At 74.4% G+C, this 18,815-nt stretch carries 12 protein-coding genes; 8 read left to right on the plus strand and 4 right to left on the minus strand.

Annotation, left to right across the window (positions count from 1 at the left end):
- Positions 1–66 precede the first annotated feature (66 nt).
- The 4 genes from ACIO92_RS28215 (at position 67) to ACIO92_RS28230 (ending at position 8,005) form a co-directional block, all read left to right on the plus strand.
- Complete coding sequence (locus ACIO92_RS28215; RefSeq protein ID WP_402283659.1) at positions 67–3,828, plus strand: S8 family peptidase; 3,762 nt, start codon at positions 67–69, stop codon at positions 3,826–3,828.
- Positions 3,829–3,951: 123 nt separating this feature from the next.
- Positions 3,952–5,760 carry a protein phosphatase 2C domain-containing protein gene (locus ACIO92_RS28220; protein ID WP_402283657.1) on the plus strand — a complete coding sequence of 603 codons (1,809 nt, stop codon included), beginning with the start codon at positions 3,952–3,954 and terminating at the stop codon, positions 5,758–5,760.
- 27 nt (positions 5,761–5,787) lie between these two features.
- A complete protein-coding gene (locus ACIO92_RS28225) occupies positions 5,788–7,530 on the plus strand; it encodes a pyruvate dehydrogenase (RefSeq protein ID WP_402283655.1) in 1,743 nt (580 codons plus the stop codon).
- Positions 7,531–7,585: 55 nt separating this feature from the next.
- Positions 7,586–8,005, plus strand: a complete 420-nt coding sequence (locus tag ACIO92_RS28230; protein ID WP_366444920.1) for an ATP-binding protein — start codon at positions 7,586–7,588, stop codon at positions 8,003–8,005.
- Between the two features lie 39 nt (positions 8,006–8,044).
- Here the strand turns inward: ACIO92_RS28230 and ACIO92_RS28235 are convergent, their stop codons facing one another.
- Positions 8,045–9,148, minus strand: a complete 1,104-nt coding sequence (locus tag ACIO92_RS28235; RefSeq protein ID WP_366444921.1) for a DUF2637 domain-containing protein — start codon at positions 9,146–9,148, stop codon at positions 8,045–8,047.
- 205 nt (positions 9,149–9,353) lie between these two features.
- On the minus strand, positions 9,354–10,220 hold the full coding sequence (locus ACIO92_RS28240) for a (2Fe-2S)-binding protein (protein WP_402283653.1): 867 nt from the start codon (positions 10,218–10,220) through the stop codon (positions 9,354–9,356).
- A 771-nt stretch (positions 10,221–10,991) separates the two neighbouring features.
- Between ACIO92_RS28240 and ACIO92_RS28245 the strand changes: the two genes are divergently transcribed.
- Positions 10,992–11,738, plus strand: a complete 747-nt coding sequence (locus ACIO92_RS28245) for a GntR family transcriptional regulator (protein ID WP_401241911.1) — start codon at positions 10,992–10,994, stop codon at positions 11,736–11,738.
- 66 nt (positions 11,739–11,804) lie between these two features.
- A complete protein-coding gene (locus tag ACIO92_RS28250; protein ID WP_401241908.1) occupies positions 11,805–13,514 on the plus strand; it encodes a hypothetical protein in 1,710 nt (569 codons plus the stop codon).
- A 33-nt stretch (positions 13,515–13,547) separates the two neighbouring features.
- Here the strand turns inward: ACIO92_RS28250 and ACIO92_RS28255 are convergent, their stop codons facing one another.
- Complete coding sequence (locus tag ACIO92_RS28255; protein WP_366444925.1) at positions 13,548–14,339, minus strand: hypothetical protein; 792 nt, start codon at positions 14,337–14,339, stop codon at positions 13,548–13,550.
- Between the two features lie 990 nt (positions 14,340–15,329).
- Positions 15,330–17,027 (minus strand): PucR family transcriptional regulator ligand-binding domain-containing protein, encoded by a 1,698-nt coding sequence (locus tag ACIO92_RS28260; protein ID WP_366444926.1) that lies wholly within the window; start codon positions 17,025–17,027, stop codon positions 15,330–15,332.
- Positions 17,028–17,334: 307 nt separating this feature from the next.
- On the opposite strand from ACIO92_RS28260, the gene ACIO92_RS28265 reads away from it, so the two are divergent.
- Both ACIO92_RS28265 and ACIO92_RS28270 read left to right on the plus strand, forming a co-directional pair.
- A complete protein-coding gene (locus tag ACIO92_RS28265; protein WP_402283650.1) occupies positions 17,335–18,225 on the plus strand; it encodes an FAD binding domain-containing protein in 891 nt (296 codons plus the stop codon).
- Positions 18,226–18,227: 2 nt separating this feature from the next.
- The gene (locus tag ACIO92_RS28270) at positions 18,228–18,815 is read left to right on the plus strand and encodes a (2Fe-2S)-binding protein (RefSeq protein ID WP_366444928.1); all 588 of its coding nucleotides are present in this window, start codon (positions 18,228–18,230) and stop codon (positions 18,813–18,815) included.

The raw sequence follows: 18,815 nt of genomic DNA on the forward strand, positions 1-18,815 counted from the left end.
CAGCACCAACAGCCTCCGGAGCCGGGCGACTTATGCCTTTTCTCCGGAATCAGATGGGGGAGAGCGATGCGTCCGATCTCGCGTACGGCCCTGGGGGCGGCGACCGCCGTGGCCCTGGCCGTCACCGCGGTCGCGCCGTCCATGGCGAACGAGCCCGGGGACGGCACGGCGGAGAAGCGACCACTGGTCGGCGGCGAGGCCGCGGCCCGCGCGGGGGACCGCGCCGCCACGGTGACCCTGGTCACCGGCGACCGCGTCCTGGTCACCCACGGCACCGACGGAGCCCCGGCCGCCACGGCCCTGCCCCGCGAGGACGGCACCGTCCCCCTCGTCCAGACCCGCCGCTCCGGCCGGGACCTGTACGTCTACCCCGAGACCGCCACCGCCGCGCTCGCCGCCGGACGCGTCGACGAGGAACTCTTCAACGTCACCGGACTCGTCCGCCAGGGCTACGACGACGCCGCCACCGCCACCCTGCCCCTGATCGCGGTCTACGGCTCCGGCCTCGGCCGCTCCGTCCCCGCCGCCCCGCCCGGCGCCCGGCGCGGCCAGGTCCTCAGAACCGTCGACGCCGTCGCGATGAAGGCGGAGAAGAAGCGGGCCGCCACCTTCTGGGCCGAGGTCGAGGCCCCCCGGGCCCGCACCGCCGCCGGGATCAAGAAGCTCTGGCTCGACCGCAAGGTCCGGGCCACCCTGGAGCGCTCCACCCGGCAGGTCCACGCCCCCGAGGCCTGGGCCGCGGGCTACGACGGCACCGGCACCAAGGTCGCCGTCCTCGACACCGGCGCCGACGCCGAACACCCCGACCTCAAGGGCCGCCTCACCGCCTCCGAGAACTTCACCGACTCGGAGACCACCGGCGACCACCAGGGCCACGGCACCCACACCCTCTCCACCGTCGGCGGCTCCGGCGCCGCGAGCGAGGGCCGGAAGAAGGGCGTCGCGCCCGGCGCCGCCCTCCTCAACGGCAAGGTCCTCGACGACTCCGGCTCCGGCGCCGCCTCCTGGATCATCGCGGGCATGGAATGGGCCGTCGCCCAGGGCGCCGACGTCGTCTCGATGAGCCTCGGCAGCCCCGAACCCACCGACTGCACCGACCCGATGAGCCTCGCCGCCGAAGAACTCGCGCGCAGCGAGGGCACGTTGTTCGTCGTCGCGGCGGGCAACTCGGGCCCCGCCCTCAACACGGTCTCCTCGCCCGGCTGCGCCCCCGGCGTGCTCACCGTCGGCGCCACCGACCGCGACGACTCCACCGCGTACTTCTCCAGCCGCGGTCCGACGATCGGGAACCACACCCTCAAGCCCGAGATCGCGGCCCCCGGCGTCGGCATCTCCGCCGCCGCCGCGGGCGGCCGGGGCGTGTACGCCTACCGGTCCATGTCCGGTACGTCGATGGCCACCCCGCACGTCGCGGGCGCCGCCGCGATCGTCAAGCAGCGCCACCCCGACTGGACCGCCCAGCAGATCAAGGCCGCGCTCGTCGCCTCCGCCGACAGCTCCGTCCCCGGCGACGTCCGCGAGGTCGGCGGCGGCCGCCTCGACGTCAGGGCGGCGATCGGCCAGACCGTCCTCGGCGCCCCCGCCGTCCAGGCCGGCACCTTCGCCTGGCCGCAGGACCGCAGCGACCGCACCACCGTCTCCGTCCCCTACACCAACACCTCGGGCACTCCGGTCACCCTGAACCTGACCGTCGCCGCCGTCACCGGCAACGACGGCTCCCGCGTGCGCGGTTCGGTCGCCCGGCTCGGCAAGCGGACCGTCACCGTCCCCGCCGGAGCCACCGTCCGGGTCCCCCTGGAGATCGATCCGACCGCCCGCCTCGACCGCGCCCAGTACGGCGACGTCACCGGCCGCGTCCTGGCCACCGGACCCCGGGGCGTCCATGTCTCCACCCCCTTCTCGCTCCACGTCGAGCCGGAGACCGTCACCCTCCGCGTCAAGCTGATCGACCGGCTGGGCGGGCCCGCCACCGGCGCCTCCTCGCTCGACGTCATCGGCACCGACACCGCGAGCGGCGAGCGCCGCTTCAACGAAGGCGCCACCGACCAGGTCTACCGCCTGCGCCCCGGCAGCTACTTCCTCTCCTCCTTCGTCACCACCGCCGACCCGGGCGGGACCGCCACGCTCACCGACTCGATCAGCTACCTCGGCCGCCCGCAGCTGGAGCTGAAGAAGGACACCACGGTCGTCCTCGACGCCCGCAAGGCACACAGGCTGTCCGTGCGGACCGACCGGCCCTCCGAACTCCGGGGCGCCACCCTCGCGTTCGCCCGGTCCTGGGACGGTGCCTGGCTGCACGCCGGAACCGCCGCGGCCCCCCGTACGGTCCGCTCCTACTACGCCTCCGTCGAAGGGGCCGCCACCGACGGCGACTTCGAGTTCGGCAGCTACTGGCGCACCGCCGCCCCACAGGTCGCCTCGCTGCGCACCGCCGACGGCCTGACCCTGCACCCGCTCACCGGGTCCACCGGCTCCGACAACCTCGACGGCACCGGCTCCGCCCGGCTCGTCGACGCCGGAACCGGCACCCCCGGGGAACTGGCCGCCGCCGGGGTCCGGGGCCGCGTCGCCCTCGTCCGGCTGCCCGACGACTCCACCGACGCCGCCGCCGTCGCCCGCGCCGCCCGGGAAGCCGGTGCCGTCGCCGTCCTCGTCCACCGCGCCACGCCCGAACGCTGGTACCCGGGAGGCTCGTTCACCACCCTCGGCCTGCCCGTCCTCTCCGTCCCGTCCGGCGAGGCGACCGCGCTCCTGCGCAGGCTCACGACCGGCCCGGTCACCCTCGCCTGGCAGGCCACCGCGAAGAGCCCGTACGCCTACAACCTGGCCTTCCCCGAGGACGGCGCCATCCGCTCCGAGAAGACCTACCGGGTCCGGGACGACCGCCTCGGCCGTACGGACTCCCGCTACGGCTCCGCCGGGACCGCCGCCGACTTCATGTACTTCCCCGCCGCCCACCGGCCCGACGGCACCACCGTCTCCTTCGGTTCCCTGGAGACGGTCGCCGCCCCCGGCACCCGTACCGACTACTACTCGACCGGCGACACCGCCTGGTCCGAGACGATCGGCAGCAGCTTCCCCTTCGGCGAGCTGATGAGCGGCGCCCGGCACGCCTACCGGCCCGGCGAGCGGCGCACCGAACGCTGGTACGACGGCGTCCTCGCCCCGACCGCCCCGCGCGACACCACGGGTGAGGAACTCCTCGTCGCCGAAAGGCAGGGCAATCTGATCGGATTCTCCGCCGCCCTCTGGGGAGACGGCACCCACCACGCCGAACCCGGCTCCTTCGGCGACATCGGCAACCTGCGGCTCAGCCGCGACGGGAAGGTCGTCGGCGGGACCGGCTGGCCGTCCGGCGCCTTCGAAGTCCCCGCCGAGGCGGGCGCGTACACGCTCGAACTGAACAGCATGAAGCTCGGCAGCAAGGTATGGAACCGCTCCACATCCGTCAACTCGGCGTGGAAATTCACCTCCAAGCTCGACGAGAGCGTCTACTCTCAGGGCATACCGATTCTCTTCCCCCGGTACGACCTTCCGGAGGACGGTCTCAAGACCCTCGCCGCGACCGACGGCCAGCACATCGGCCTCACCGTGACGGGTCACGCGGGCTACACCCCCGCGGCGCTCACCTCGGCCACGCTCTCGTACTCCTACGACGGAGGCGGGACCTGGACCGAAGCGCGGGTCTCCCGGCAGGGCGGGCGCTGGAACGCGACCGTGAACCACGCGGGCGCGTCCGGAAAGCCGGTCACCCTGAGGACCGAACTGGCGGACGCCCACGGCAACTCCGTCACCCAGACCGTGGTCCGCGCCTACGACGTGCGCTGATCACGCCGGTCCGCCGGGCGTCCTTCCCGTGGGGGGTGGGGTCGCCCGGCGGATCACCCATTCGCGGCAACGGTTTTTCCGGTGTCCCGTCCCCGGGCGCCGCGAGCTGTGGACAATAAGGGCATGACTCAGCACGGGGACAGCTGGTGGGACGAGCTCTACGACGAGTCGGCGCCGGTCACGGCCCCGACGGTCCCGGGTGACACGCTCGACGACCACTTCGCCACGACACCCCGCGCCGCCCCGACCATCCCGGGGACCCCGACCACCCAGGGGACCCCGACCACCCCGGGGACCCCGGCGGCCCCACCCATCGCCGGTCCGGGCCAGGTCCCGGACCAGAGCACGGACCGGAGAACGGACCCGGACGCGGACCGGGAGACGGCTCCCGCCCGGAGCGCGGCTCCGGAGACCGCTCAGGATCCGGCCCCCGGCCGGAGCACGGGGCCCGGCCTGAACACCGCCGCGGACACCGTCCGAGAGACGACCCCCGACCCGAGCACGACCCCGAGCACCACCCCGAGCGCCATCCCGGTCACCGCCCACGGCGCGGCTCCCGGACCGGCCGCCGCCCAGGGCACGGCCCCGGCCCCGGACCCCGGGGCGGCACCCGGCGCCGTACCGCACCGCACACCGCCGGAACCCGTCGCGCCCCCCGAACCGAGGGACCCGCGAGCCGAGCCCCCCGCGCCACCGCCCCTCCGGGAGGCGCACCCGCCGCCACCCGCCCCGGCGACGCCGCCACTCCCCGCCGCGCCCGCGCCCTGGGAGGCGCCCAGGACCGGGCCCAGGACGTTCCCCGGGCCTCCGCCGCCCCCGCCCGTCGAGGCGCCCACCGTCCAGATCCACCTCCCGGCCCCCGGCGGAGAGCCGCCCGGCGCCGAGCCCGACCTCACCGTCCAGGTGGCGGTGCCCCGGCCCCGTACCGGATTCGTCGGCGGCCGACCTCCCACCTACGAGGCCGAGCCGACCGCGCTGCCCGTCGCGCGCCCCGGGGAACTGGGCGAACTCGTCGCCGACACCGTCCTCGACGGCGCCCGCTACGGCACCAGCACCCTGCGGGCGGCCTCCGTGCGCGGGGACTCCGCGCGCTACCGGGGCGAACCCCGCCGCGACGCCCTGCTCACCGCCCGCTTCGGCCACGACGAGACCGCGCTCGTCCTCGTCGCGGTCGCCGCGGGCTCCCGCGCCGCCGAGGACGCCCACCTCGCCGCGGCGGACGCCTGCCGGTGGATCGCCGAGGCCGTCTGCCGCAGCCACGCCCGGCTCTCCGCGGACATCAGGTCGGGCCGCCGCGGCGAGCTCAAGTCGGGACTGCACCGGCTCACCGACCGGACCTACGGCAAGCTCAGGAGCCGGGCGGCCGAGCGCGGCCTCGCCCCCGACGAGTACACCGCGACCCTCCGCTGTCTGCTCGTCCCCGCCGACCCCACCTGCCGCACCCGGGTCTTCTTCGGCATCGGGAGCGGCGGTCTGTTCCGGCTCAGGGACGGCGTCTGGCAGGACATCGAACCGCTCCTGCCGAAACCGGCGGCCGTCACCGGCGCCCCCGTCGTCGGCTTCGGCTCGCCCCCGCGCCCCGCCACGGAGACCCCCACGGGTGCCACCCCCGAGACCGGCGAGGAGGGCGACCGGTTCACCATGGACCTCGGCATCACCACCGCCCCCGGGCCCCTCGTCGAGGAACCCGTACCGCCGCCCGCCGAGCCGTTCCGCTTCCGCGCCTCCGTCGCCCGGCCCGGCGACACCCTGCTCCTGGCCTCGTCCGGCCTCGCCGAGCCGATCCGGGGCGAACCCGCCCTGGCCAGGGAGCTGGCGGACCGCTGGGCCGACCCCGAGCCGCCGGGACTGGCCGCCTTCCTCGCCGACACCCAGCTGAGGGTGACCGGCTACGCCGACGACCGTACGGGGGTGGGCGTCTGGGAGGCGTAACGGGCCGGACCGTGTGTTGATGGAGCCATGGCCAGACAGAACGTGGCGGAACAGTTCGTCGACATCCTCGTGCGCGCGGGCGTACGGCGCCTGTACGGCGTGGTCGGTGACAGCCTCAACCCGGTCGTCGACGCGATCCGCCGGACCCGGGACATCGACTGGATCCAGGTGCGCCACGAGGAGGTCGCCGCCTTCGCCGCGGGCGCCGAGGCCCAGATCACCGGCGGCCTCGCCGCCTGCGCGGGCTCCTGCGGCCCGGGGAACCTGCACCTCATCAACGGGCTGTACGACGCCCACCGCTCCATGGCCCCGGTGCTGGCCCTCGCCTCGCAGATCCCGTCCAGCGAGATCGGCCTGGGCTACTTCCAGGAGACCCACCCCGACCAGCTGTTCCGCGAGTGCAGCCACTACAGCGAACTCATCTCCAACCCCGAACAGATGCCCCGGCTGCTCCACACCGCGATCCAGCACGCCGTCGGACAGGGCGGTGTGAGCGTGGTGTCGCTCCCCGGCGACATCGCCTCCCGGCCCGCCCCGGAACGGACGCCGGGGACCGCGCTCGTCACCTCCCGGCCCACCGTGCGCCCCGGGGACGCCGAGATCGACGCCCTGGTGCGGATGATCGACGAGGCCGACCGGGTGACGCTCTTCTGCGGCAGCGGTACGGCCGGGGCGCACGCCGAGGTCATGCGGTTCGCCGAACGGATCAAGTCCCCGGTCGGCCACGCCCTGCGCGGCAAGGAATGGATCCAGTACGACAATCCGTACGACGTGGGGATGAGCGGTCTCCTCGGGTACGGCGCCGCCTACGAGGCCACCCATGAGTGCGATCTGCTGATCCTGCTCGGCACCGACTTCCCGTACAACGCCTTCCTGCCCGACGACGTGAAGATCGTGCAGGTGGACGTGCGGCCCGAGCGCCTCGGCCGCCGCTCCCGGCTCGACCTCGCCGTCTGGGGGGACGTCCGCGAGACCCTCCGCTGTACGACCCCCCGCGTCCGGGCCAAGAACGACCGGCGTTTCCTCGACAAGATGCTCAAGAAGCACGCCGACGCGCTCGAAGGGGTCGTCAGGGCGTACACCCGCAAGGTCGAGAAGCACATCCCGATCCACCCCGAGTACGTGGCCTCGGTGATCGACGAACTCGCCGACGACGACGCTGTGTTCACCGTGGACACCGGGATGTGCAACGTCTGGGCGGCGCGCTACCTCAGCCCCAACGGGCGGCGCAGGATCATCGGCTCGTTCAGCCACGGCTCGATGGCCAACGCGATGCCGCAGGCCATCGGCGCGCAGTTCACCGACCGGAACCGGCAGGTCGTGTCGCTCTCCGGCGACGGCGGGTTCTCCATGCTGATGGGCGACTTCCTCACCCTCGTGCAGTACGACCTGCCGGTGAAGGTGATCGTGTTCAACAACTCCTCGCTCGGGATGGTGGAGCTGGAGATGCTGGTGGCCGGACTCCCCTCGTACGGAACGACCAACAAGAACCCGGACTTCGCCGCCGTCGCACGGGCCGCCGGGGCCCACGGCGTCCGCGTCGAGAAGCCGAAACAGCTGGCCGGAGCCCTCAAGGACGCCTTCCGGCACAAGGGTCCGGCCCTGGTCGACGTCGTCACCGACCCCAACGCGCTCTCCATCCCGCCCAAGATCAGCGCCGACATGGTGACGGGATTCGCCCTCTCCGCCAGCAAGATCGTCCTGGACGGGGGAGTGGGCCGGATGCTCCAGATGGCCCGGTCCAACCTGCGCAACGTGCCCCGGCCCTGAGGGAATGCGGACGGTTCGTCGGGGCATTCATCCCCCTGAGCCTGTTCGACACGATATGTGGGTGGGGGTTATGGCCGGGGAGGCGCGACAGCCGACTCAACTGCTCAGAAAGGTGGGAGGAACGGATCTCACCGCAGTGCCGGAGGTACGACATGCCCTGCGCGGACTGCTGCGGAGATGGGGCGGTCCGGGCGCCTCCGACGTCGCGGAACTGCTGACCAGCGAACTGGTGACCAACGCCCTGATCCACACCGGGCGGGGTGCCGTCGTGACCGCGACGGTCGTCCCCGGTCACCTCAGGGTCGAGGTGCGCGACTTCGTCCCGGGACTCGCCCCACCGCTCGCACCGCCCGCCGACGACGGTACGCACGGCAGGGGGCTGGTCCTCGTGGACGCCCTGGCCGACTCCTGGGGAGTCGAGGAACAGACGGTGGGGAAGGTGGTGTGGTTCGAACTGAACGGCGGGGCCGCCTGAAGGGGCGGCCCCGCCGGTTCGGCGTGGACGGTCCGGTGCTCAGCCGAACTGCTGCTCCAGATCCTTGAGCTTGCGCTCCAGGGAATCGAGACGGGGCAGCGCCTGGGTGTCGTCCTCCGCCGTGAGGTCCACCGTCCGGGAGTCAGTTCCCCCGACGGCTTGGAGGGAGGGCCGGGGGCGAAGGGGCAGTTGTCCGTCCGCTATGGCCGGTTCCGCGACGGCGGCCTGGACGGCCGTCGCGGAACCGGAACCGGAACCCGTACCGCCGCTGCCCGAGCCGGGGCCGGGGGCCCCCGCCGGGGCGGCCAGCGCCGCCACCTCGACCTGACGGCCGCCGCCCCTGCCGAGCCCGAAGGCACGGTGCTGGCGGTTGATCGCCTTGAGCCGTGCCCGGTCGAGCTTGACCTGGTCGCGCCGCCGGAGCCGGTTCTGCTCCTTCTCCCGCCGGTCCTCGCGCACCTCGTCCACGGCCTCGTCCAGGGTCCGCACCCCTTCGAGGAGCATGAGCGACCAGGCCGCGAAGGTCTCCCTCGGCGCCCGCAGCCACCGCACGATCCGGATCTGCGGCAGCGGGCGGGGCACCAGGCCCTGCTCGCGCAGCGCCGCCCTGCGGGTCTGCTTCAGGGCCCGGTCGAAGAGGACCGCCGCCGAGAGGGACATGCCCGCGAAGAACTGCGGTGCCCCGTCGTGCCCCAGACCGCGCGGTGCGTGCACCCAGTTGAACCAGGCCGCCGCGCCCGCGAAGAGCCAGACGAGCAGGCGCGAACCGAGGGCCGCGTCGCCGTGACTGGCCTCGCGGACCGCGAGTACCGAGCAGAACATGGCCGCGCCGTCGAGGCCGAACGGGACGAGGTACTCCCAGCCCCCGGAGAGGTTGAGGTTCTGCCGGCCGAAACCGACGAGTCCGTGGAAGGAGAGTGCCGCGGCGACCGCGGCGCAGCAGAAGAGGAGGACGTACGCGGCGGTGCCGTACACCGCCTCCTTGCGTCTGCGGCGCTCCTCGTTGCGTTCCCAGGAGTCGTCGGTCGAGCTTTGGTCACCGGCGCGCTTCCCGCGCGCGAGGACCGCCACCGCCGTCAGGACCCCGGCCACCATCACGCCGCCCGGAAGCAGCCAGTCCAGCGATATGTCGGTCAGTCTCATGCGGTGTCCCTTGCATCGCAGTGGGGCGTCTTGGCGGCCCATACTGGCCGACCCCGTGCGGCGCTCAGGCGTTTTCCGGGCAAGAGCACGCCATCGGGGGCGCAGGACATACGAATAGGTGTGATCTGATCGAACGCCCGCTCAAGGGGAGCGAGTTGAGTTCGATTTACGTCACCCTCCCGGGTGGCGTAATCGCCCGGGAGGCTCAGCCCGTCGCGGCCAGTCGGCGGACCCGCTCGGCATCACAGGTGCGCGGACAGGTGAGGCAGGTGTCCTCGGGGCGCAGGGTGTAGAAGAAGCAGCACGCCGCCCGGGAGCGCGTGGCGCGCGGCAGCCCGTCGGGCCCCTCGGAACCGGGCAGTTCGCGGAAGCCCGCCGCGCCCGCGTACGGCTTGTGCGGCTTCGTGGCGCCCGGCATCAGCAGGTCCAGCTCGGCCATCGCCCGCCGCTCCTCCCCGAGGAGGGCGCCGATGTACCAGAGGCCTTCGACGATCTCGTCCGTCGCCATGCCCCACTGGGCCCGGCGGCCCCGGCGCAGCCGGGGGCCGAAACCGTCGAGGACCGCTTCGAAGTGCTCGGCGAGGGAGGCGCGGACCTCGGCCCGCAGCGCGTCCTCGTCGGCGACGACCCGCGCGCCGGGCAGCGCCGCCGCGGGGTCGCCCGGCAGGCAGGCGAACTCCTCGATCCGTACCGCCAGATGGCCGAGGGTGCGCTGGAAGGACACGTTGCGGGCGGGCAGCCGGGGGACCCTGCGGTCCAGGAACCAGGGCACCGTCACGAGCAGGCAGGCGGGCCAGGCGTACCGGTGCAGTCCGAAGCTCGCGACGACGTCGGGGCGGGCGCGGGTGCCGTAGTCGCGCAGCACCTGTGCGTCGTCCCAGGCGAGGAAGGCGTCGAGGGCGGGGCCGCCGGCCGCGAGTTCGTCCGCGCCGACCCAGCCCGCTCCGCGCGGCAACTGTTCGCCGGGGGCTGTTTCCATCGTCCGGAGGCTGGGGAAGACCTCGGCGAGCCGGGCGTAGGCGGTCGCGACGGGCGAGACCGGGAGGGTGGGCAACAGGGCGGGGACGGTCATGGGCGGACCACCGAATCGCGAGCGTTGGCAGGTAAGCCTTACCTTACCCGATCCGGGGTGACGTCTCACTACCGCCGTACCTCTCCCACCAGCGGCGCAGCCCGCGCACCCCTGGCGGTGGTCCGTTCGCCTATGGTGCACAGAGGACCCGGGCGACGCGAGCCGGGACCGGCACGAGGCCGCAGGAGGACCCGGGTGGAGCAGGGCGCAGCGCGCGAGCGGGCGACGGAACGACCGTCTCCGCCCTTCGGCGACCCCGCGCGCGTACCGGAGCAGGCCCGGAGTGCGGCGGCGCGGCAGCCGACCGGACCAGCCCCCGGAAGAGTGACGGAACGGGCCCGAGAGGAGACGCGACACCGTACGGCGCCCGACACCGGCGGCCGGACGGCCCCGGCGCCCGGACCTGTTCCCGCGCCCGTCATCGCCACGGTTCCCGGCCCCGCCGCCCCCGTGTCGCGGGCCGCCGCCCCGGGCCCCGCTTCCGGGCCCGCCGACGCCACGACGCGGGCCGCCGCATCCACCGGCCCCGTTCCCGTCCCCGGGGCCGCACCCGGCGGCACCACGGCTCCGGGCTCCGGCTCCGCCGTTCCCGTTCCCGGCGCTCGGTCCGCCGCCCCTTCCTCCTCCGGGTCCCCTTCCTCCTCCGGGTCCCCTTCCTCCTCCGGGTCCGTTCCCGGGCCCGCGCCCGTCACGGCCCCGCTCCCGGGCTCCGGCTCCGCCGTTCCCGGGGCCGCTTCCGCTCCGTCCCCGGGTCCCGTCTCCGCCGGGGCCGTGCGGGGTGAGCACACCCGCTGCGGGCCTTCGGCCGTTCCCGGGCCCTCTTCACGCGCGCGCGTGAAGAGGGACGTGTTCCCGGACGAGGACACCGTCCAGGACCCGCCCCCCGGCCCCGTGCGCGTCGTGCGGCACTCCGTGCGGGTGCAGATCCTCGACGCGCTGCGGACCGCGCTCGTCGACGGCGAGCTCGTGCCCGGCGAGGTGTACTCCGCCCCCGCCCTCGGTGAGCGCTTCGGCGTCTCCGCCACCCCCGTCCGGGAGGCCATGCAGCGCCTCGCCGTCGAGGGAGCCGTCGAGGTGGTGCCTAACCGGGGCTTCCGGGTCACCGAGCGCACCCCCCGCGAACTCGCCGAACTGGCCGAGATCCGGGCGCTCATCGAGGTCCCCGTCATGCTGCGGCTGGCCCGCACGGTCCCCGCCGCCCGCTGGGCCGAGCTGCGCCCGCTGGCCGAGGCCACCTCGACGGCCGCCGCCCGGGGCGACCGCGCCCACTACGCCGAGGCCGACCGCGCCTTCCACCGGGCCGTCCTCTCCCTCGCCGGGAACCAGCAGTTGCTCGCCGTCGCCGACGACCTCCACCGCCGCTCCCAGTGGCCCCTGATCAGCGCCCCCGCCCTCCGGCACGGGATGCTCGTCGCGGACGCAGCCGAGCACACGGCCCTCCTCGACGCCCTGATCGCCCAGGACCTGACCGTCGTGCGGGCCCTGGTCCGGGAGCACTTCACCGGATCGGAGTGCTGAGCGCGCCGGGCGACTAAGGTCGAGGGCGTCAGCCGCCCGCCGCCGCGTCACCCGTGAGGTTGCCCCATGCCGTCCGCGACCCCGTCCCCGGCATGGGACGGACGCCGCTCCGTCATAGGTACGGGGGCCGAGGCCACGGCCCTGCTCGGCTGGCTCACCGACCCCGAGTCACCCCGGCTCTGCCTCGTCACCGGGGCGCCCGGCACCGGGAAGACGGCGCTGCTCGACTGGCTGGCCCGGTACGGTCCGCGCGCCGGACGGCCGCGCCGCCGCGCGGCCCGCGCCCTCGTCCCGCTCGCGGGGCAGAGCGCGCTCGGGGCGACCTGGACGATCGCGGACCGGCTCGGCGTGGTCGCCAGATCGCCGGGCGACCTCGTGCACGCCCTGGCGACCGGCGAGGCGCGCCGGACCGTCCTCCTCCTGACCGATCTGCACGCCGCCGCCGAGCCGGAGGCGCTCACCCGGCTGATCGCCGACCTCGCGGGGGTGGGCCGGGTCCGGCTGGTGGTCGAGGCGCGCGGCGGGAGCGCGACCGCCGCCGCCCTGGGCGCCGGACACCGGGTCGCCGTCGTGGAACTCGACGGTGACGCCGACCCTCCGGGAGGGCCCGGACCGGACCGCTCCGAGGAGCCCGGACGGGAGCGGACCGGGCCTCCCGGCGGGCCGGTGCCCGACCTCGCCGACCCGGTGGCCGTGTGCCTGGCCGACCCGCTGCTCGTGACCACGGCGTACGTCACCGGGTCCGCCGCCGCCGGGCTGCCGGGCACCCTCGACGGTCCCGAAGCGCCCGCGCGACCGGGCGAGGGCGCGACCGAGGACCACGGTGGGCTGCGGGCGGCCTGGATGCGGGCCGGTCAGTCGCTCTGCCGCGAACAGCCCCCGGCGGAACGTGCGTTGGTGCTGCTGTCCGCTCTGGGTGACGGAGCGGACCCCCGACTGGGGCCCGCGCTGGCGGAGTTGGCGGCGGAGACGCCCTGGCGGCTGCGCTGGGCGCGCCACCGGGGCGACCTCACCCCGCCCTGGCCGGGCCCGGTCGCCGTGCTCGGCTCGGCGGGCGGGCCGCTGGAGGGAACCCTGCTCGTCGGCGACCGGAGCGGAGCCGTACGGCTGCTGCACGAGGCCGACGCGAGCCCCGCCGGGCGGCTCGCGCACACCGTGCCGGGCCGGATCACGGCGCTCGCGCCCGCGCCGGACGGCACGGTGCTGCTCCTCGACGACCGGGGGAGGCTGCACACGGTACGGGGGGCGGCGGCGCGCGCCCCCTATCTGGAGCGGCTCACGGAGGCGGTCTCGGCGACCCTGGCCCGTCACCCGGGGACGGCTCTCGCGGCCATCGCGGGCTCGGTGGTGGTGGGGGACAGGCTCGGCTCCGTACACGCCTTCGGGCTGCGGGGGCTGCACCAGGCGGCCTCGCACAGCGGGCGGGTGACGGCGGTGTCGGCGGTGGACTCCGCGACCCCGTTCGTCTGTTCCGGTGGAGCGGACGGGACCGTACGGCTCTGGACCCCGGGCCGCGATCCGCTGCCCGAGCCCCTCGCGGAGCGGCCCTCGCCGGTGGTCTCGCTCCACGCGGCCGAGACCCCGTACGGTCCGGTGGTCGCCGCCGCCTGGGCCGACGGCGTGGTCGAACTGCACCGTCCCGAGGGCGGTCCGACGCTCGCCTTCCGTCCGGGGCCGCCGGTCCGCGCGGTCGCCGTCACCGGCGCGGGCTCCCTGCTCGTCGGCACCGACGAGAGCCTGGTGTGCCTGGCGCCGAGGAACCGGACCGTTTCCTGAGAGAATGTCAAAAAGCCCTCAGGAAACGGCGGTTCATGTCGCCGTGCGGGGGGTCAGCTGACCGGCGAGCCAGGTCGGCACCCCGCCCAGGAGGCGGAAGAGGCGCCTGGCCTCGGCGCGGAGACGGCCCGCCTCCGGTTCCGTCTCGGTGTCGGCGAGCGCGGTGAGCGCCGGGGCCGTGCCGACCAGGAAGCCCAGTTCCTCCCGGATGCGGAGCGACTCCGCGAAGCCGTGCCTGGCCTCCGCCAACTCCCCTTCCCGCAGGGCGAGTCCGGCGAGGTGCCGCCAGGTGGAGGAGAGCAGCAGCGAGTCGCCCTGAGCGGTGGCCCCGGCGTGTGCCCTGCGGTACGCGGCACGGGCCGACTGCGGGGAGTCGCCGAGGTTCTGCGCGATGAGCCCGCGCCGCAGGTCCAGCAGGGGACGGCCCTCGCCGGAGGGGGCGATCAGGGCGGCGGCCCTGCCGAGCGCCATCCGTGCCTCGTCGGCCCGGTCACGGACCCCGAGGAGCGTGGACGCGTAGGCGAGGTAGCCGCGTTCGCAGGCGGCGGCACCGCGTTCCTCGTCGGTGCGGGCCACCGCCTCGGCCGCCCTCAGTGCCTCCTCGGCGTCGGCCCAGCCCTTCTCGGTGTAGAGGCAGCGCTCGATCAGCAGCGCGGCCCGTTCGAGTGCGGCGGCCGGTTCCGTCGCGTGCGGCGCGAGCAGCGCCGCCGCGTCCGTCCAGCAGCCCCGGGAGCGGAGACGCCATATGGCGGTCTCCACGGGAGTCTCCTTGCCGTAGGCGAGGGACGGATCTTCTTCGCCACCCCTTGATTCGGAACCAGACATGGCGGTATCCGCCACATTGCCCTCCCCGAGCGCGCCATTGAGCTGTTGAGTAGACCCGCATCTCAGCACGAAGGGGAGCACCTGGCCAAGGGGTCAGGTGAAAGAATTCACAAGAGTCCGGTGCGCCGGGGAGCCGCCCCCACGGGGGTGTCCGGGAGGGCGTCGGATCGCCTCGGGGCCCGTGATCAGGCCCCGGCGGCGCCCATCGGCGGTCCGGCCCCGAGTGCCCTCGCGGGCCCGCCCGTCACCCGTCGGAACTCGCCCGAACGGGTGAAGGGCGTGTGGATGTTCCCGACTCATCCGCGCGGCGGCGCCTCCGGCGCGCGCGGCTCGTCCGCCGGGCGGGCCCGTCTAGGCACGCACCGCGGCCCGTCTGCCGGGCGGGACCCTTCTGGCACGCACCTCGGTCCGTCCGCCGGGCGCACCTCGTCGGAGCATCCACCGAGCGGACCCCCGCAGCCCGTCCGCCGGCCCGGTCGGACACCAGGGCGGCCGGGGACACCGGGGACACCGGGGAAGCCCTGGGCCTGACCGTTCGCTGGACGCGATTCCCCGGCCGGGCCCGTATCCCACCCGCCGGGCGGGAGCCCGTATCCCCCACTGGCCGCGCCCCCGCACTCCGTCCGGGCCCGGCCCGTCCGTCGGGCACGACTTCTCGGCGGGGCTCAGGTCTGCCCATCCGCCGGGCGGGAGCCCGTGTCCCATCCACCGGTCGTGCCTCCGCCGGGTCCGGCTGCCCCGCTCATCCCGTCCCGTCGGGCAGGGCCCCGCAGCCCGCCCGTGGGGCCCCGGGGCCCGGATCGGTCCGTCCGCCGGAGGCGGTTCCAGCTCGTACCGTCCCTCAAGCGGACCCTCAGTCGGAGTCTTCGTCCCGTCCGCCGGGCCCGGCCCGGCTCGTACGCCTGGCGCGGCTCCCCGGCCCGGCTCCCGTCCCCGGCCGGAGCCTTCGGCCACCCACCCTGCCGGGCGGGCCCCTCAGGGGGTGGTGGCTCAGCTCATCCGCAGGGCGAGGAAGAAGTCGAGCTTGTCCTCCAGCCGGGAGAGATCCCGTCCGGTGAGCTGCTCGATCCGGCCGACCCGATAGCGGAGCGTGTTCACGTGCAGGTGCAGCCGGGTCGCGCAGCGCGTCCAGGAGCCGTCGCAGTCCAGGAACGCCTCCAGGGTGGGGATCAGCTCCGCCCGGTGCCGCCGGTCGTAGTCGCGCAGCGGGTCGAGCAGCCGGGCCGTGAACGCCCGCCGGACGTCGTCCGGCACGAACGGCAGCAGCAGCACGTGCGAGGCCAGCTCGTGGTGCCCGGCGGCGCAGACCCGGCCGGGCCGGGCGGCGGCGACCCGGCGGGCGTGCCGGGCCTCCTCCAGGGCCCCGCGCAGCCCCTCCGCCGAGTGCACGGCGGCGCTGACGCCCAGGGTGAGCCGCCCGTCGTCGGCGAGCCCGGCCGACAGCGGAGCCCGTACGGCCGCCAGGAGGGCGTCGGCGTGCAGGCCGAGCGCGGCCGACGTGCCCTCGTCCTCGCTGTCCGGCAGCGGTCCCGCCGCGAGCGGGACCAGCGCGATGGCCTCGTCGCCGCTGTGCGCGACGGCGATCCGGTCGGCCGACTCGGCGCCCACGGTCGCCGGGTCCACCAGGATCTCCTCCAGGAGCGCCTGCGCGACCGGACCCGCCTCCACGGCGGGGCCCTGAGCGGCCTCCTGGTCCCATTCGACCCGGGCCACGACCACCTGCCAGTGCGGGGCCGTGCCGAGGCCGGGCAGCAGCACCGGGGCGGCGACCCGCAGCCGGGCGGCGATCTCGGCGGGCGCCGCGCCCGTCTGCACCAGCTCCAGGACCTCCTGGGCGAGCCGTCTGCGGACCGTACGGGACGCGTCGCGCCGGTCCCGCTCGACGGCGATCAGCTGCGTCACGCCCTGGAGCAGGTCGAGCCGGGCGGCGGGCCAGTCCCCGGCGTCCGCCTCGACGGCGAGCAGCCAGTCCGACAGAACGGTCTCGCGCACGTCCCGGGAGGCGGGGACGGCACCCCGGCCGGTGTTGCGGACAGGGAAGAGGGAATAGGTCGTTCCGCCGGTGGTCAGCCGGTGCGGGCCGCGCCGCCCGGTCCGGGTGGCGGCCAGGTGCTCCCCGGCCAGGGAGGCGGCCAGACCGGCCGGAAGGGGCTCGCCCGCGCCCGCGATCTGGCGGCCGGTGGGGGAGAGGACCCAGGCCCGGAGGTCCAGGTCGGAGCCGAGCAGGTCGAGGACGACCTCCGGGCCGCCGCCCGCCGGGCCGGAGGTCATCAGCCTGCGGTGCCGGTCGACGACGGCGGCCAGGTCACCGGCCCGCTCGCCGGAGACCTGTCGAACGACGTGCTCGGTGATGGTCGCGAAAGCAACGGACTCGTTGACCGCGAACAGCGGCAGCCGGTGGCGCGAACACGCCCGTACGAGGTCCTCGGGGATGTCCCCGAGCTCGGCCTCGCCCGCCGCGAGCGCCGCGACCCCGGCCGAGGCCAGGATGCGGGCGAAGGGCTCCGCGTCGGACGGCTCGCGCAGCCAGGCGAGCCCGGTGAGGACCAGCTCGCCGCCGGAAAGGTACCGGCTGGGGTCCTTGAGGTCCGTCGTCATCACGCCGCGGACACTGCGGTCCAGCTCGTCCTCGCCGCCGAGCAGGCGCAGCCCGAGCGCGTCGTTCTCCAGCAGTGCGCGCAGCCGCATCGTGTCGCCGCCGTTCCTTGTCGGTGTGGTGAAGGTGTCGCGTTGTCGACGGTGGCGTGGGGCCACCGTTTCCAGGGGGAAACAGAGAGGTTTCGGTTCCCCGTCTTTCGTTCGAATCTACAAGACGACGACGGGACCCAGCCAACTCCTTCATGTTTTCGGTGACTGCACCCGGGCCATCGTGGCTTGTGTACTAGGCCACACACCGCGTGAACAGCACATGAACGTGACGACGTCGAGGGCCGGCCGTCTCCCCGGAACCCCGCGTGAGACCCCTGATCACCAGAATCACTGGAAGAGAGCCACCATGGACTTCCTTCGTCCCGCCACCTGGGAGGAGGCGCTCGCCGCCAAGGCAGAGCACCCCACGTCCGTGCCCCTCTCCGGAGGCACGGACGTGATGGTCGAGATCAACTTCGACCACCGGCGGCCCGAGTACCTCCTGGACCTGAACCGCATCGAGCTGCTGCGCGAGTGGGAGGTCGGCGAGGAGAACGTCCGCCTCGGCGCTTCCGTTCCGTACACCCAGATCATGGAGAACCTCCGTACCGAGCTGCCGGGCCTCGCGCTCGCCTCGCACACGGTGGCCTCCCCGCAGATCCGCAACCGCGGCGGCGTCGGGGGCAACCTCGGCACCGCCTCTCCCGCGGGCGACGCCCACCCGGCGCTGCTCGCCGCGGGCGCCGAGGTCGAGGTCGAATCGGTGCGCGGCAGCCGCCTCATCCCGATCGACGCGTTCTACACCGGCGTGAAGCGCAACGCGCTCCAGGCCGACGAACTCATCAAGACCGTCCACATCGAGAAGGCGGACGGCCCCCAGCAGTACTCCAAGGTCGGCACCCGCAACGCGATGGTCATCGCGGTCTGCGCGTTCGGCCTGGCCCTGCACCCGCGGACCCGGACCGTACGGACCGGCATCGGTTCCGCCGCGCCCACCCCGATCCGCGCCAAGGAGGCCGAGGAATTCCTCAACGCGGCTCTGGAAGAAGGCGGGTTCTGGGACAACGGAAAGATCATCACCCCGTCGGTCGCGAAGCAGTTCGCCGACCTGTGCTCCGGCGCCGCCAACCCGATCGACGATGTCCGGGGCACCGCCAAGTACCGCCGCCACGCCGTCGGCATCATGGCCCGCCGACAGCTCGGCTGGACCTGGGAGCAGTACCGCGGCAGCGGTCGCACGCTTGAGGGAGCTGCATAACCATGCGCGTCAATTTCACGGTCAACGGACGCCCGCAGGAGGCCGACGACGTCTGGGAGGGCGAGTCCCTCCTCTACGTCCTGCGGGAGCGGCTGGGTCTGCCCGGCTCCAAGAACGCCTGCGAGCAGGGCGAATGCGGCTCCTGCACGGTCCGTCTGGACGGGGTGCCGGTGTGCTCCTGTCTGGTCGCCGCCGGACAGGTCGAGGGCCGCGAGGTCGTCACCGTCGAAGGCCTCGCCGAATACGCCAAGGAGCGCAAGGAGAAAGGCGGTTGCGCCACCGGATCCTGCGGCACCTCCCTCGACGCCGCCAAGAGGTGGCAGGCCGGGCCCGGTCAGGACTCGCAGACCGGTGAGGGCGTCGAACTCTCCCCGATCCAGCAGGCGTTCATCGACGCGGGCGCCGTCCAGTGCGGCTTCTGCACCCCGGGTCTGCTGATCGCCGCCGACGAACTCCTGGAGCGTCAGGCCGACCCGTCCGACCAGGACATCCGGGAGGCCCTCTCCGGCAACCTCTGCCGCTGCACGGGCTACGAGAAGATCCTCGACGCGGTCCGCCTGGCGGCCGCCCGGCAGGGAGAGGCGGTCTGA

The organism is Streptomyces sp. NPDC087215 (assembly GCF_044744885.1).
GTDB lineage: Bacteria > Actinomycetota > Actinomycetes > Streptomycetales > Streptomycetaceae > Streptomyces.

Excerpts from the sequence above, each read along its gene's own strand:
- ACIO92_RS28215 (WP_402283659.1), top strand. The coding sequence starts at position 67 with ATGCGTCCGATCTCGCGTACGGCCCTGGGGGCGGCGACCGCCGTGGCC.
- ACIO92_RS28220 (WP_402283657.1), top strand. The coding sequence starts at position 3,952 with ATGACTCAGCACGGGGACAGCTGGTGGGACGAGCTCTACGACGAGTCG.
- ACIO92_RS28225 (WP_402283655.1), top strand. The coding sequence starts at position 5,788 with ATGGCCAGACAGAACGTGGCGGAACAGTTCGTCGACATCCTCGTGCGC.
- ACIO92_RS28230 (WP_366444920.1), top strand. The coding sequence starts at position 7,586 with ATGTGGGTGGGGGTTATGGCCGGGGAGGCGCGACAGCCGACTCAACTG.
- ACIO92_RS28235 (WP_366444921.1), bottom strand. The coding sequence starts at position 9,148 with ATGAGACTGACCGACATATCGCTGGACTGGCTGCTTCCGGGCGGCGTG.
- ACIO92_RS28240 (WP_402283653.1), bottom strand. The coding sequence starts at position 10,220 with ATGACCGTCCCCGCCCTGTTGCCCACCCTCCCGGTCTCGCCCGTCGCG.
- ACIO92_RS28250 (WP_401241908.1), top strand. The coding sequence starts at position 11,805 with ATGCCGTCCGCGACCCCGTCCCCGGCATGGGACGGACGCCGCTCCGTC.
- ACIO92_RS28255 (WP_366444925.1), bottom strand. The coding sequence starts at position 14,339 with ATGTCTGGTTCCGAATCAAGGGGTGGCGAAGAAGATCCGTCCCTCGCC.
- ACIO92_RS28260 (WP_366444926.1), bottom strand. The coding sequence starts at position 17,027 with ATGCGGCTGCGCGCACTGCTGGAGAACGACGCGCTCGGGCTGCGCCTG.
- ACIO92_RS28265 (WP_402283650.1), top strand. The coding sequence starts at position 17,335 with ATGGACTTCCTTCGTCCCGCCACCTGGGAGGAGGCGCTCGCCGCCAAG.
- ACIO92_RS28270 (WP_366444928.1), top strand. The coding sequence starts at position 18,228 with ATGCGCGTCAATTTCACGGTCAACGGACGCCCGCAGGAGGCCGACGAC.